Origin of the sequence: Gardnerella sp. KA00127, from assembly GCF_049244125.1 — a bacterium.
Classification (GTDB): Bacteria; Actinomycetota; Actinomycetes; order Actinomycetales; family Bifidobacteriaceae; genus Bifidobacterium; species Bifidobacterium swidsinskii.
This window is the reverse complement of sequence record NZ_CP058377.1, coordinates 350246-364030: the sequence shown is the minus strand read 5'-3', so window position 1 is coordinate 364030 and position 13785 is coordinate 350246. Positions and strand designations below refer to the sequence as shown.

The following is a 13785-nucleotide window of genomic DNA, read 5'->3' as shown; positions in this document are numbered from 1 at the left end:
AGCAGCCAATGGACGTTCCTTTATCACTCGCTAGTTAACTATTTAATCTTTGAAAAACTAAAGAAAATCGCGGCAAACGAAACTGCCAAATAAGCAAGTTGCGATGCGCGGGCGCCTTCTTCGGTTCCATGAGCATGCCCGCTATATGACACACCTTACACAGAACCTCTACTTTACCAAAAACTAAAGACTTCCTTATTAATAAAAAAGTCCGCTCTAGCGCTTGCAATTTCTGGGATGCTTAATATTCTCTACTTCAGTGGAACGAATATTCGTGTGGTGAGATTTGAGATTTTTCGCACTGAGCGCGGCGAACGTCAGAGCCGCAGGCTGCTGATTCACCAAGCGAAGAAGAAAAATCGAAAAATCTCTGCGATAAGGCACGGTTATTAACGATTAAACACGCAGAGTTTGGGGGATTTCTCTACGAGCACTAAAAGAGGACTGCGCATTGACTTGCCGGAGCGCTTAAAGCGTAGCGCGCGGAGGCACTTCAATGCGGAAACTCGCTAAAGTTGGAAGTCCAGTGGACTTCCAACGCGAGTTTCGCAAGCGAGCGTAATAAAACGCGAGCTTATCGTTAAAAAAGTTTAAGAATAAAGCGCCCGAAAGAACGCTCACGCGCAAAGCGCGCTCGCTACTGAGCTTGCGTTGAAAGCACACCGTGCTTTCAACTTGAGCAAGCTCACGCTCCGAGTTGCTTTCGCGAGCACAATGCTGCGCTCAAGCATGTCGTCGCGCTAGTAACACCCACCACTCACAGCCACTTCAGAAACACACCAGCCAAACACCAGCTAAAACTCGCGCCACATTAAACTATACAAGTTGCGAGTAAACTAAATACGTTACGATTACGAAGTTACGTAAAGATACTTAAAAAGCTAAGGAATAGCATGAATAACAGCGAGAATACGCAAGAAGCAGCAGCCAAAACCAAAAAGCAAACCGAAGCACAAACCGAAGCACACAAAGCAGCAGCAAGCCGCGTAGAGCAAATGTACGAGTACGGCTACCGCAAATCAAATTATGGCCCAGACGAGCTTGTAACCGACGCTCACGGAAATCCAATTAGCGTTATGGACGCAATGCTCAGCGCCGACGACGCAGCGCGCGCAGAAACGCACACTCCTCACCTTTGCTTCTACTCCCCTCGTATTCCAGGAAATACAGGTTCCGCGATTCGACTTTGCGCTGTAACTGGCACTATTTTGCATTTGGTTGAGCCGCTTGGTTTTAATTTGCACGATACTAAATTACGTCGCGCAGGCTTGGATTATCACGATATGGCTCACGTTGTTTTGCACCCGAATTTTGAGAATTTAGTTGAGTCAATGCCAAATTCGCGAATTATTGCGTTTACTGCGAATGCTACGAAACTTTACACTGAAATTGAATATAAGCCGAACGATATTCTGCTTTTTGGACCAGAACCAGGAGATATTCCTGATCCAATGGATGTTATGGCAGGACCGCACGTGGCAGAGCAGGTGCGTCTTCCTATGCGCCCGTCACTTCGTAGTTTGAATCTTACAAATTGCGCTTCTATTGCAGTGTATGAAGCGTGGAGGCAACTCGGTTTTACAGGCGGAAAGTAATCACAAAAGTATACGACGTTTACATAATTAAGCATGCAACAAGATTCACAATCTCTCCCCGAAGAACATCTCACCGAAGAAACTTCTCAGCCATTGCGCGAATTGGCAACACTTACGCGCGATAATGTTGCACTTTTTTGGCATAGTTGTGCACGCGATTTGCCTTGGAGGTTTGGGCGCACTACCCCTTGGGGTGTGCTTGTGTGTGAAGTAATGAGCCAGCAAACGCAAATGAGCCGTGTTGTACCCTATTGGCTCACTTGGATGCAAACTTGGCCAGATGCACAATCACTAGCTCACGCTACGAGTGCTGAAATTATTACAGCTTGGGGTCGTCTCGGCTACCCTCGACGCGCGTTACGTTTACAATCTTGTGCTCAAGTTGTAGCAACAAGATATCGCAATAAGCTGCCATGCACCTATGAAGAACTTATTGCCTTGCCAGGTGTAGGCGATTACACAGCAAGTGCAATACTCAGCTTTGCTTATGGCAAGCACATTGCGGTGATTGATACAAATATTCGCCGCGTACTCATGCGCGCTTTTACTGGAACTGAATCGCATGGTGGCAGCACAACGCAATCTGATCGCGAGCTTGCTGCCGCAGTATTGCCAGAAGATAACCATGTTACTGCTACCACTGCTAATGCTACTAACACCACCAACACTACCTGCACTTCATCCGTTTGGAATCAGGCAATTATGGAAATTGGTGCTACCATTTGCACAGCACGATCTCCGCAATGCACTGCATGTCCTTTGCAAACATGGTGCCGTTTCAAAGCTGCTGGATTTCCAGGTCTTGGCCGCCATACCCGCCCCCAGCCGCATTTTGCCGGCACTAATCGGCAAGTGCGCGGCATTATTTTGCAGGCATTGCGTGAAGCACATAAAAAACAGCAGGTATTGCAACGTTGCGAGATCAATAATTTATGGTCGAATCAAACACAACTTGGCGAATGCATTGCTTCGCTCGATCATGACAGTCTTATCACTATATTGCCAGATGGCACTTTAGCATTACCTTAAGTAACTAACTCATTACGCTGCTTTTGTAACTCTTTAATTAACAGCTTAATTACTTTGTATGAGAGTCTACCTTGTGTAGTGAGTACAGTTCATCTCATCGACTTATGTATTACAATGGTAAATATGTCAATGCCAACTACGTCACCACGTGAGCCGCATCGCAATGCGAGTGCAACATCGGTTCGCAACCCGATGCGCAAACCCGTGCATAAGACCGTACGTAACATGAGCGCAGCAAAACGAAGAATGTATCGTCGTCGCAGAATTGTTGTCGGTATTGCTTTGTTGCTTTTGATTATGTTGGCAATATTTTGTGTTATTAGCTTGAGCAAGGGTATTGCCGCTATTAGTAAAGCGATTGCTGGTCATGAAGTTACCATTGTTCGTCATTCAGTGCCAGACCCCCGTCCTGTTGGATTAACACCTCATTGCACTGATAAAGATATTCGTCTTGAGCTTTCTACTAAGTCACAAACTGTTCCTATGGGCGGTAGTGTTGAGTTGACAGAACGATTTGTGCACGAAGGAAACTCTTCTTGCCTTATTGACGCATCGGATATGAATGCTGTTCTAACTATTAATAGTAGTGAAGAAGTTACGCAAGGTAAGCAAGAAACTAAAGATAATAAAAAGAAAGATAATAAAGACAACAAAGACTTTAAAGACGCAAGTAAGAGCGTTGACTACTTATCACATGCAGTATGGCGTTCTGATAGTTGTGACACTGCATTAAAGCCGCTGCTTATGGCGAAGGGTGATCATTTCGAAAAGAAAATCACTTGGAATACCAATACTACCGTCGGAAAAGGCTGTGTTGCAGATGACGATTTACCGAAGGTGGATCGCGGCACATACGTTGCGCGGCTTGAGCATAAGCGCGTGCCAGGGCTTCACAGCGAGCCAGTGATCATTAATGTGCAGTAGGATTTATGCGTGCGACGACCTGCCGAAGCGCTGCGCTCGTTTTTGTGGACTTATGTGGGGTGTAAGTCCCCAATTGCGCGCATGTTCTCCGGCATTTGCGCTGACGACTGCACCAGTAACGAAAAAACGGTGACGCTCGCGCGGGTAACGCGCTCGCTACGAAACTCGCGTTGGAAGTCCCCCGGACTTCCAACTTAAGCGAGTTTCCGCTTTGAAGGAGCTTGAAATCCTGTGATTTCAAGCTCGGTCAAAGCGCACGCTAATTCTTGAAGCTGTGTACTGGAGCAGGAATACGTCCACCGCGAGTTACGAAAGCTTCGCAGCTTGTTTGGTTTACTGGCATAATCGGCGCATATCCCATTAATCCACCAAAGTTCGCCATTTCACCTACACCTTTTCCAATTACTGGAATAATTCGCACAGCGGTAGTTTTTTGATTAATCATACCAATTGCAGATTCATCCGCGATCATGCCAGAAATCGTTGCAGCGGAAGTGTTTCCAGGAATTGCAATCATGTCAAGACCGACTGAGCAAACGCATGTCATTGCTTCAAGCTTTTCAATAGTCAAGCAGCCAGACTTTGCAGCAGCAATCATATTTGCATCTTCCGAAACGGGTATAAACGCTCCAGAAAGACCGCCAACATAGCTACTTGCCATAATGCCGCCCTTCTTAACTTGATCGTTCAACATAGCGAGCGCAGCAGTTGTGCCAGGAGCACCAACCTGGTCCAAACCGATTTTCTCAAGCACTTCGCCAACAGAATCGCCAACTGCAGGAGTTGGAGCAAGCGACAAGTCTATAATTCCAAACGGCACACCAAGCCTACGAGAAGCCTCTTGCGCAACCAACTGACCTACACGAGTAATCTTAAACGCAGTGCGCTTAATAGTTTCGCATAGAAAAGCAAAGTCTTTTCCTCTAGCAGCATCGAGTGCACTCGAAACAACGCCAGGACCAGACACGCCAACATTGATCACAGCATCGCCTTCAGTTACACCATGGAAGCCGCCTGCCATGAACGGATTGTCGTCCGGAGCATTGCAAAAAGCCACGAATTTAACACAACCGTAAGAATCGTTTCCAGCTGTAGCTTCAGCAATCTTTTTAATTGTTCGTCCGAGCAGCTCTACGCAATCCATGTCTATACCAGTTCGCGTCGAGCCAACATTCACAGACGAGCACACAATTTCCGTCTCGCTTAAGGCTTGTGGAAGCGACTCAATAAGCATGCGGTCTGCTGCAGTCATCGACTTTGCAGGAAGCGCCGAATACCCACCAATTAAATCAACTCCAACAGTGTGTGCTGCTCTGTCTAATGCGTGCGCAATTTGCACAAAATCTTCAGGCTTTTTACAAGATGACGCTCCAACAAGCGAAATTGGAGTTACGGTAATTCGCTTGTTTACAATTGGAATTCCATAGTCGCGCGAAATATCGTTACCTGTTTTGACGAGATCTTTTGCAAGACGTGTGATTTTTTCCTCAACTTTGTTACAAACGTCCTGCACGTTTTCGCAAGCGCAATCTAGCAGGTTAATTCCCATGGTGATTGTGCGAACGTCGAGCTGTTCTTGCTCAATCATCGAATTAGTTTCGCTTACTTCCATCAGGTTGAGCATTGTGTACTTCCTTACGTTTACTTAGATTGCTGCGGATTTTAGATTCTGTGCATTGCAGTGAAAATATTGCTACGCTGGCAGCGAATACGCACGCCAATTTCGTCTCCTAGCGTTTCTAATCCTGCAGCAAAGTCGCCAAATTCGCAATCAACAGTAGACACGTCAACAATCATCATCATGTTGAAGAATCCATCGACAATTGTTTGAGAAATATTCAAAATATTTACATTATGCTCGGCAGCATGTGAAGTAACTTTTGCAATAATACCAACGGTATCGCAGCCGACAACAGTAATAATCGCCCTGAAAGCATCAGATTGCAACGCTTCTTGCGATTCATTATTTTCTGCAACTGCTGTTGTGTTATTGGCGACCATATTTGCCTCCTGCCGTTTTGAACCCGTACGTTAATGCATAAAGCTTATGCAGTTACACGAATTTGCGGTTATTTGTTTTATATATTGTACGTTTTATGCGCTTTATGCGTAAATATTATGCTGTTTCATATCTTCCGGAAGTGCGTTGCGAAGTGACACAAGCGATCCAGAGCGGAACACGGAACGAATGCCAGCAGCAAGAAGCGGCGCAATTGAAAGAACCGTCATATTATCAAGACGCTTCTCTTCGGGCACAGGAACTGTATCCGTCACAATGATCTCGCGAACCCCAGCAGCTTTTAAGCGCTCAACAGCAGGTCCAGAAAGCAAAGCATGCGTTGCAACCAAAGTAACAGATTTTGCTCCAGCCTCACGCAAAGTGCGTACAGCTTCGCAAATAGTGCCAGCAGTATCAATCATGTCGTCAACAACAATGCAATCGCGTCCTTTAATCTCACCGATAATGCCATGAGCTTCAGCATGATTAGGGCGCGTAATATCGCGCGTTTTATGAATAAAAGCAAGAGGTAAATCTCCGAGTTTTGCAGCCCATTGCTCAGAGACTTTGATGCGACCAGCATCAGGAGAAACAATAGTTGCGTTGTCGAGCTTCATAGAGTTTCGCACATAATCAATAAGCACAGGCATCGCAGTCAAATGGTCAACAGGACCATCAAAGAAACCTTGCTCCTGAGTTGCGTGCATGTCGACAGTCAAAATGCGCGTGGCGCCAGCAGCGCGGAATAAGTCAAACATGAGGCGAGCAGTAATAGGCTCACGTCCCTGATGCTTTTTATCCTGACGCGAATATCCAAAGAACGGTGCAACCACGTTAATACTGCGAGCAGATGCGCGTCGCAAAGAATCGACCATAAGCAGCTGTTCCATAATCCAATTGTTAATAGGATTCGTATGTGCCTGAAGCACAAACACATCTGAGCCACGAACAGGCTGAGTAAAGCGCACATACATTTCGCCATTCGCAAAATCGTAGGCAGTAGTCTCAAGCACATCAATACCAAGATACTGTGCAGTCTCATTAGCAAGCTCTGGGTATGCACGACCCGTAACTAACATCATCTGCTTTTTTGGATTGCCTTCAAGAATTATTGACATAATTGCCTTCCCGTTTGCAAACTGGTGTACGCGACATAGTCACTTCCCATTTTAGCAGCCTGTACGCCTCGTACGACACAACAAGCGTTTTATTTTAATGCGTTACTTTAAAAATTACTAAGCACTACGTTTGCAAAGCAAAATCATCATTACGAAAATAAGCCCGAATCCCACAAAATCTGCCCATGAAAAAACAGCTCCAGTAAACATAACAGCAGTAATTGCAGCAGTAACAGGCTCGCTAGCTCCAAGCAAAGTGCCACGAACAGAACCTACTCGCATAATGCCCTCTAAGAACAGCCAATATGCTCCAAAAGTTCCAGCAATAACGGTAAAAGCAAAAAGCAGCATAGCGCGCAAATCTAATGCAGGCATCGTTTCCCACGGTCGCACAAACGGGAGCATAATACAACCAGAAATAATAAACGTAATGCCATTAACAGTCAGATTTCCCCATTTTGCAATCAATTTCACAGGCATAATAGCAAGCGCCGCTGTAGACGCAGCATCTGCAAGCCCCCAAAGCAAACCCATAACAGGCAAAGACAGTGAAGAAAGATTACCACCTGTAGCCATTAAAGCAGTTCCTGCAAAAGCTAGCACAACTCCAATAGTTTCGCGCATAGTTGGCACGCGGCGAGTGTGGAAACACGCATAAACCAAAACAAACAGTAAGTTAAGGCTTTGAAGCACAGTAGCAGTGCCAGAATTAGTCCAATCAATAGTACATAAATACGAAACTTGCGTAAGAAGAACGCACACAATTCCCGTAATAGCCATTGAAATCCAAGTACGACCAGTTTTCACAGCACCACTTAACTGCTTAGGAGTGCAAGCTGCAGCAGTAATGACAAATAACATGCCAGCAGCAATTTGACGAACGCAAGCGATTTGCAAAGGAGATACGTGATACGTCGACATGAGGATTTTCGAAACTGTTGCGTTTGCACCCCAAAATGCGCCACCTAAAAGAGTTAAAAATATTCCTACAAGAATAGCGTTTGTAGAATGATTTAACGCTGGATTAGGTTTATTTGGAGTACCTTCGATTGCTTTTGTTGCAGATTTTGATGTGTCAAAAGTCTTTGAACCTGTTGATTGCAATTTTGAAGATTGTTGCTTTTTTGTTGAAGAGGAATCAATATTTGATGAATCCAAATCATGCGCACTGCTACGCCAAGAAAACTTAACCATTATTAGATTCACCTCGCATCCCCAAAACAAGCAAACATGCAGTAATTATTGCACATCTACTCAACTAATTTGCTGGTAAACAACACTTTAGAAAAACATACTCTACTTGCACACACGAAAGAAATGTATAGTATTAAAAAATTACAATTCAAAACGCGCGCATTAAACAATAAAATCAACGAAATAAACCAAAATAACAACGTGACTTAAGCCATAAACCAACGCACTAGTCATATGAAGGCGGAAACATGCACAACTACGCATCAAACAGTAATATTTTTCAACCACACCACATTTTAGTTACTGGCGGCGCAGGTTTTATTGGATCTAATTTTGTGCATTACATAGCTAAATATCATGTAACGGTTGCTGTTACGGTACTTGATTTGCTTACTTACGCTGGGAATATGGCAAATCTTTACGACTTACCTCAAGATTTTGCAAACAACCGATACGCTTTTATTCGCGGAGATATTCGAGACGAAAATATAGTTGATCAGCTATTAGATCCGCATAATCCAATTAAAACTGCAGAAGGAACAACACTTCCTGCTATCGACGCAATCGTAAATTTTGCTGCAGAATCACACAACGATAATGCAATCGAGTTTTCTGACCCGTTTATAAGCACAAATATTTTAGGAACGCATACACTCATTAAATTCGCACACAAATATAATATTCGCTTCCATCAAGTAAGCACCGATGAAATTTACGGAGATTTTCCTATTGACAGCGTGCTTAAATTCGACGAGTCAAGTCCATATTGTCCATCTAGTCCATATTCTGCAAGCAAAGCTGCAGGCGATCTCTTGGTAAAAGCATGGTGTAGAACTTACGGTTTGCGCGCAACTATTTCGAATAGCAGCAATAATTACGGGCCACGACAGCATATTGAAAAGTTTATTCCTCGCCAAATTACAAACATTATGTGCAATATGCCAGCAAAATTGTACGGCGTAGGAGATTCGATACGCGATTGGATCCACGTTGAAGATAATTGCGACGCAATATGGCATGTTCTAACGCGTGGAACAATCGGTGAAACATATAATATTGGCGCTAACTGTGAAATTAACAACATAAATATTTTGCGGATTTTGATGCAACTCATGGGCGTGCCAGAATCAAATATAACGTATGTAAATCCCAGAATAGGCGAGGATAGGCGTTACGCACTAGATACTACGAAAATTCGAACACAATTAAAATGGGAGCCTAAACACGATAATTTGAAGCAAGAATTGCAAGAAACAATATCATGGTACGACTCTCACGCTGATTTATGGAAGCCTATTAAAGCGCAAGTCGAGCAGCATTACGCTGAATTAGGGCACTGAATTTGCGTGACGAAATTGCGCTCGACAACCTGCCTGAGTGATTAGAGTGTAACATGCGCGACGTCGGGTAAGCGGCAATCGGGTTTTCGGCATGAAAAAAGGGCTTCTAGCGATTGGCTAGAAACCCTAGGCGCGGAGAATACGAGATTCGAACTCGTGAGGCTGTTACACCAACACGCTTTCCAAGCGTGCGCCATAGACCACTAGGCGAATTCTCCAAACTGCTAACTTAGCAATCAAACTGCTTGCCAAGCAAACAACTTAAATAGAATACCACGAATCGCGGATATTGCAAACTCGCGCGCGCCGACAACCTTTTTGGGGACACTCGCGCAGATCGCGTTCTGCATTAGGGCCGGATTTTGCTTGTTTTGGGACACTCGCGCAGTCAGCAAACTGCATCCGTGTCCCTGATTGCCGTTTTAGCGCGCGCTCAGGTTACGTGCTTTCAGGTTACGCGCGCGGCGGCTAATCGCAAGAACGCCCACCAAACCACCTAAGCCAGCAACGGCGCTACTTGAGATTCGTAAGCGCGCAAAGCCATGTCGATTACGTTGTGCATGTCGTAATAGCTGTAAGTTCCCAAGCGACCGCCGAAAACTGTGCGAGGCTCAGCCGCAGCAAGCTCCGCATAGCGCGCGTACAAGGCTTTATCTGCATCAGTATTCACAGGATAGTAAGGCTCATCGTCGCGAGTTGCAGCGCGAGAATACTCCTGCCACACTACAGTTTCCCCAGCTTTCACGCTTTTGCCCGGCACGAAAGTTGCGCAATCGTCAGCATCGCCACTAGCCTCTCCGCCAACTTCCTCGCGCTCTGGATTAAAGTTCTTAAACTCAATCGCGCGCGTAAACGGCACATCAGCATCCGAATAGTTCATAACTGGGCAGCCAAAGTGGTCGCTCTCCTCGTAACGCACTTCCTTAAAGTCCACAGTGCGCCACTTCAACTCGCCGAGCGCATAGTCAAAATACCTATCAACCGGACCGGTATAAACAACCGGCACTCCAGCCTCCGCCAACGCGCGCTTATTAAACGGCTGCGACTCGTCGAAAAAGTCTACACCAAGCGAAACGTGAATACGCGGATCGTCAATCATGCGCTGCATCCAAGCTGTGTAGCCGTCCGTTGGCAAGCCTTCCCAAGTGTCTTTAAAATAGCGATTATTGTAGTTAAATCGCACAGGCAAGCGTTTAATAATTCCAGCAGGAAGCTCGGAAGGATCCGTCTGCCACTGCTTTGCCGTGTAGTTTTTAATAAACGCTTCATAAAGCGGACGACCAATTAAGCTAATGCCCTTATCGTTCAAATTTTGCGGATCTTTGCCAGCCAACTCCCCCGCTTGGCTTGCAATCAAAGCCTTTGCTTCCTCTGGCGTGTAGTGCGCGTGGAAGAACTGGTTAATTGTACCCAAGTTGATTGGCAACGGGTAAACTTCGCCGTCATGAGTTGCATACACGCGATGCACGTAGTTAGTAAACGACGTAAAACGGTTCACATAATCCCACACGCGCTTATTGCTTGTGTGAAAAAGATGCGCACCGTACTTGTGAATTTCGATTCCTGTGCGCTCGTCAAAATACGAGTAAGCATTTCCACCGATGTGATTTCGAACGTCAATAATTTCAACGCGAGCGCCCGTATGCTCCACTGCTTGCTGAGCTACAGTTAAGCCGAACAATCCTGCTCCAACAACTACTAAATCTGGGTAAGTTGCTGATTTTGCTTTTTCGTACATTTTATTCCTTTATAAGATACGTCTATACGTCTATTTTGAAATTATGCTTTATATATTCCCGTTATTAAGCTATTCCAGTTATTAACCTAGCATTTCGCTTGTTGCGCTACTTATTTTTAGGAAAATCAACTTTTGGATTAAATCTAATCGCTTTTAGCATTTGACCAATCATTTTGCGGCGCAACTTTCTCTCAACATGCCCTCTTCGCATTTGACGAACTACATTTGCGCAGAAAAGCAAGTATTTTGCCTTACCTTCGTGATGCAAACGGTAAGATGCTTGATTACGCACGCCGTATGCGAATTTCCAAGCATTCTTTTTGTCAATCATTGTAAAGTTCACACCCTTGTTTGCTCCCATATCATGCATAATTACACTATCGAGAACCTGCACGCCCGGGCATACACGCGTAATACGAAGTGTATATTCGGCATCATCGAACCAAATAAAGTATTCTTTAAATGGCAATCCGTACTTTTCTATAACCCAACGAGGAATAAGCACCGACACAAACGAACAGCTTGTAACCATAACGAGATTGTTAAATCCTTTAGCAATAAGCCTTCCCCAATCCCACGTTGGTACTGGATTGTTCATTTCGCATATTGATCCATCAACAAACTTAACCATTGAGCAAGCATACGGAACATCCGCACCAAGCTCACCTACGGCAGCATTAAATCCATCTAGAAGCTTTTCCAAAGCTTGTGGCTGAGGGTAGCCATCGTCGTCAAAAATCCACACGAAATCTGCGCCAAGCTCGTAGCCTTTACGCATACCAGCACTAAAGCCACCTGCACCGCCAACGTTTTCTGGCAAATTTACAACAGTAAGATTTACTCGATTCCCCAAATGACCATTCGCAAAATCGCGAGTGTACTCTTGCAAATATTTATCTGTGCCATCAGTTGAAGCATTGTTAACAATGATTAGTTGATTTGGAAGTCGCGTTTGAGATTCTAACGAAGCCAATACGGTTTTTAGTTTCTCTAACCTGTTAAAAGTTACTACAACAGCCGCAACATTAACGCTATCTTTTGATTTATTAGCATTCACTACTTGAGCATTTGACATTACTTGCTCCATTCTTCAAATAACTTAGTAAATAACGTTTCTGCAGATTCGAGTTTTGCGAAATTGCGCAATTTTTCAACTTCTTCTTTTAACAATAATGAACGATATGAATCATTCTCCATAATATTAAACAATTCCTTTACAGACGCTTTAACAAAACTAGAAGTCATTCTTGGCAATAACGCACTTTTTGCTATAACAGTTTTTTGCGATCCAACATCCGATGAAATTACTGGAACTCCATTAGAAAGTGCTTCAATAGTTGTAAGCGTAATACCCTCGTTTACAGAGCTAATAAGTAGCACGTCCGCATCATCATACGTTTTTTGAGCTGGAATTTTCATAGATCTGCGCTCAATAACGTTTTCAAGACCATACCTAGATATAAGTTCTGAAACAAATGTGTCTAATTCGCCATCTCCATGCAAAATAAAGTGGAATTTCCCTGGATATTTTTTGTTTAAAGCTTTTGCAACAAGAACAAACGCTTCTGGACGTTTTTGTCTTGCAATCCTTCCAACAAAAGCAACATTCAGAACATTTTTATTTTTTCTCGGCGATACGCAATCGTTTCCAATTCCAGCAGTAAGACCAATAAGTGGAGCGTCAACAATCTTGGAAGATTCAATACCATGCACATCATGCAACCAATTTTCAAGTTGTGGAGAAATAACATGGTGCAAATCAATCCACTTATCGTGTGTTACAGCTTCATGCGGATATCCTCCACAATTTATGTATTCAACAATATGCAGCGAATCAATAATATGTGTTTCTGGGAAGAATTGTTTAACCCACCAAATATGGTCGTAAAGCCATTGGCAATGGTGTATTGCTATTGCTTTAATCTCAAATTGCTCAAACAAAGATCTTAAAAGTGGAACATCCGCCCAATATTCTCTAATTGGTGGAGTAAGTGGTAACACAAGAGCATCATCACAGAAATCTTTCGTAATCCACGGCTGGTGACCGTCTCTATCTGTGATAACAATTGGCACAAAACCAGCTTTTTTGGCAAGTTTTATTGTTTCTACAGCCCATCTTTCTGCACCACCAGCTTGCAGCCAATGCAAACCTATAATAATAGCTTTTTTAGCTCCTTCAACTCTTTTAGCAGGAGAAACACAGTCCAATCTAGCATCTTTTATATTTGATAAATCCCAATTTTCTTGTTTTGCAATTTCTCTTTGGTGAGCATTTGCAACATAATAAAACTTCTTTTTATTCCAAGGACAATACTCTTCAACAGGTTTCTTCGAATCACACTCGCGTTTTTTGCGCATTACTTCCCTAACAACATCAAACATAGAAGGGGCGTGCAATTCACACTCTTTGTAAATGTGCTGCTTTAACGTATCAGAAGCCCAGTGAGACATCACATCATCGTCGGTTGCATCATCTGGTGTCAGCAACAAATACCTAACGCCATTATCTTTAAACAGTTTGCCTTCATTCCAAAATTCTTTTGTGTATTCGCTATTAGTTTTAACAGTTGATCGTGCACTAAAAGTTGCGATTGGTTTTAATCCTTCGTTTTTTGTACAAGCACCGTCAAAAACTGAAAAATCAGCCAATCGCGGATACTGCCATTTTTGACCCATGTAAACTTGATATTGCAAAGTTCTAGATGGAGCTGTTAGGGAATGATAATTTATAGCACCCACAATAAGCCTGCGTTGACGCTCGCTTAAAGAGTCTATATAAGCTTTTGCATTAACATCTAGATTAAAGAAATTCATTACTAAAACACCCTTATTTTTAGCCTTTAACACA

11 protein-coding genes and 1 tRNA gene are annotated in these 13785 nt (G+C 43.8%); 4 read left to right on the top strand and 8 right to left on the bottom strand.

Annotation, left to right across the window (positions count from 1 at the left end; genetic code table 11):
- The first annotated feature begins 893 nt into the window (after positions 1-893).
- The 3 genes from HXT48_RS01380 to HXT48_RS01370 all read left to right on the top strand — a co-directional run bounded on the left by HXT48_RS01380 (position 894) and on the right by HXT48_RS01370 (position 3548).
- Entirely contained in the window at positions 894-1595 is a 702-nt protein-coding gene (locus HXT48_RS01380; protein WP_004109264.1) for a tRNA (cytidine(34)-2'-O)-methyltransferase, read from the top strand.
- Between the two features lie 33 nt (positions 1596-1628).
- A complete protein-coding gene (locus HXT48_RS01375) occupies positions 1629-2624 on the top strand; it encodes an A/G-specific adenine glycosylase (RefSeq protein ID WP_421793109.1) in 996 nt (331 codons plus the stop codon).
- A 129-nt stretch (positions 2625-2753) separates the two neighbouring features.
- Positions 2754-3548, top strand: a complete 795-nt coding sequence (locus tag HXT48_RS01370) for a peptide ABC transporter permease (protein ID WP_421793189.1) — start codon at positions 2754-2756, stop codon at positions 3546-3548.
- A 259-nt stretch (positions 3549-3807) separates the two neighbouring features.
- Here the strand turns inward: HXT48_RS01370 and HXT48_RS01365 are convergent, their stop codons facing one another.
- The 4 genes from HXT48_RS01365 to HXT48_RS01350 form a co-directional block, all read right to left on the bottom strand.
- On the bottom strand, positions 3808-5172 hold the full coding sequence (locus HXT48_RS01365) for a PFL family protein (RefSeq protein ID WP_415689982.1): 1365 nt from the start codon (positions 5170-5172) through the stop codon (positions 3808-3810).
- A 38-nt stretch (positions 5173-5210) separates the two neighbouring features.
- Entirely contained in the window at positions 5211-5549 is a 339-nt protein-coding gene (locus HXT48_RS01360; RefSeq protein WP_004118662.1) for an ACT domain-containing protein, read from the bottom strand.
- 102 nt (positions 5550-5651) lie between these two features.
- The gene (locus HXT48_RS01355) at positions 5652-6665 is read right to left on the bottom strand and encodes a ribose-phosphate diphosphokinase (protein WP_004107531.1); all 1014 of its coding nucleotides are present in this window, start codon (positions 6663-6665) and stop codon (positions 5652-5654) included.
- Between the two features lie 117 nt (positions 6666-6782).
- The gene (locus HXT48_RS01350; protein WP_231130952.1) at positions 6783-7859 is read right to left on the bottom strand and encodes a DMT family transporter; all 1077 of its coding nucleotides are present in this window, start codon (positions 7857-7859) and stop codon (positions 6783-6785) included.
- Positions 7860-8107: 248 nt separating this feature from the next.
- Between HXT48_RS01350 and rfbB the strand changes: the two genes are divergently transcribed.
- Positions 8108-9199, top strand: coding sequence for a dTDP-glucose 4,6-dehydratase (rfbB, locus tag HXT48_RS01345; RefSeq protein WP_102155639.1), 1092 nt, complete (start codon positions 8108-8110; stop codon positions 9197-9199).
- Between the two features lie 133 nt (positions 9200-9332).
- Here the strand turns inward: rfbB and HXT48_RS01340 are convergent.
- From HXT48_RS01340 to HXT48_RS01325, 4 genes are all read right to left on the bottom strand, one after another.
- Positions 9333-9417, bottom strand: a tRNA-Ser gene (locus tag HXT48_RS01340).
- A gap of 278 nt (positions 9418-9695) precedes the next feature.
- On the bottom strand, positions 9696-10937 hold the full coding sequence (locus HXT48_RS01335) for a UDP-galactopyranose/dTDP-fucopyranose mutase family protein (RefSeq protein ID WP_076003055.1): 1242 nt from the start codon (positions 10935-10937) through the stop codon (positions 9696-9698).
- 106 nt (positions 10938-11043) lie between these two features.
- A complete protein-coding gene (locus HXT48_RS01330; RefSeq protein ID WP_004109239.1) occupies positions 11044-12012 on the bottom strand; it encodes a glycosyltransferase family 2 protein in 969 nt (322 codons plus the stop codon).
- The gene (locus HXT48_RS01325; protein ID WP_012914454.1) at positions 12012-13751 is read right to left on the bottom strand and encodes a glycosyltransferase; all 1740 of its coding nucleotides are present in this window, start codon (positions 13749-13751) and stop codon (positions 12012-12014) included. Before HXT48_RS01325 ends, HXT48_RS01330 begins: the two co-directional genes overlap by 1 nt.
- Between the last annotated feature and the right edge of the window lie 34 nt (positions 13752-13785).

Excerpts from the sequence above, each read along its gene's own strand:
- HXT48_RS01380 (WP_004109264.1), top strand. The coding sequence starts at position 894 with ATGAATAACAGCGAGAATACGCAAGAAGCAGCAGCCAAAACCAAAAAG.
- HXT48_RS01375 (WP_421793109.1), top strand. The coding sequence starts at position 1,629 with ATGCAACAAGATTCACAATCTCTCCCCGAAGAACATCTCACCGAAGAA.
- HXT48_RS01370 (WP_421793189.1), top strand. The coding sequence starts at position 2,754 with ATGCCAACTACGTCACCACGTGAGCCGCATCGCAATGCGAGTGCAACA.
- HXT48_RS01365 (WP_415689982.1), bottom strand. The coding sequence starts at position 5,172 with ATGCTCAACCTGATGGAAGTAAGCGAAACTAATTCGATGATTGAGCAA.
- HXT48_RS01360 (WP_004118662.1), bottom strand. The coding sequence starts at position 5,549 with ATGGTCGCCAATAACACAACAGCAGTTGCAGAAAATAATGAATCGCAA.
- HXT48_RS01355 (WP_004107531.1), bottom strand. The coding sequence starts at position 6,665 with ATGTCAATAATTCTTGAAGGCAATCCAAAAAAGCAGATGATGTTAGTT.
- HXT48_RS01350 (WP_231130952.1), bottom strand. The coding sequence starts at position 7,859 with ATGGTTAAGTTTTCTTGGCGTAGCAGTGCGCATGATTTGGATTCATCA.
- rfbB (WP_102155639.1), top strand. The coding sequence starts at position 8,108 with ATGCACAACTACGCATCAAACAGTAATATTTTTCAACCACACCACATT.
- HXT48_RS01335 (WP_076003055.1), bottom strand. The coding sequence starts at position 10,937 with ATGTACGAAAAAGCAAAATCAGCAACTTACCCAGATTTAGTAGTTGTT.
- HXT48_RS01330 (WP_004109239.1), bottom strand. The coding sequence starts at position 12,012 with ATGTCAAATGCTCAAGTAGTGAATGCTAATAAATCAAAAGATAGCGTT.
- HXT48_RS01325 (WP_012914454.1), bottom strand. The coding sequence starts at position 13,751 with ATGAATTTCTTTAATCTAGATGTTAATGCAAAAGCTTATATAGACTCT.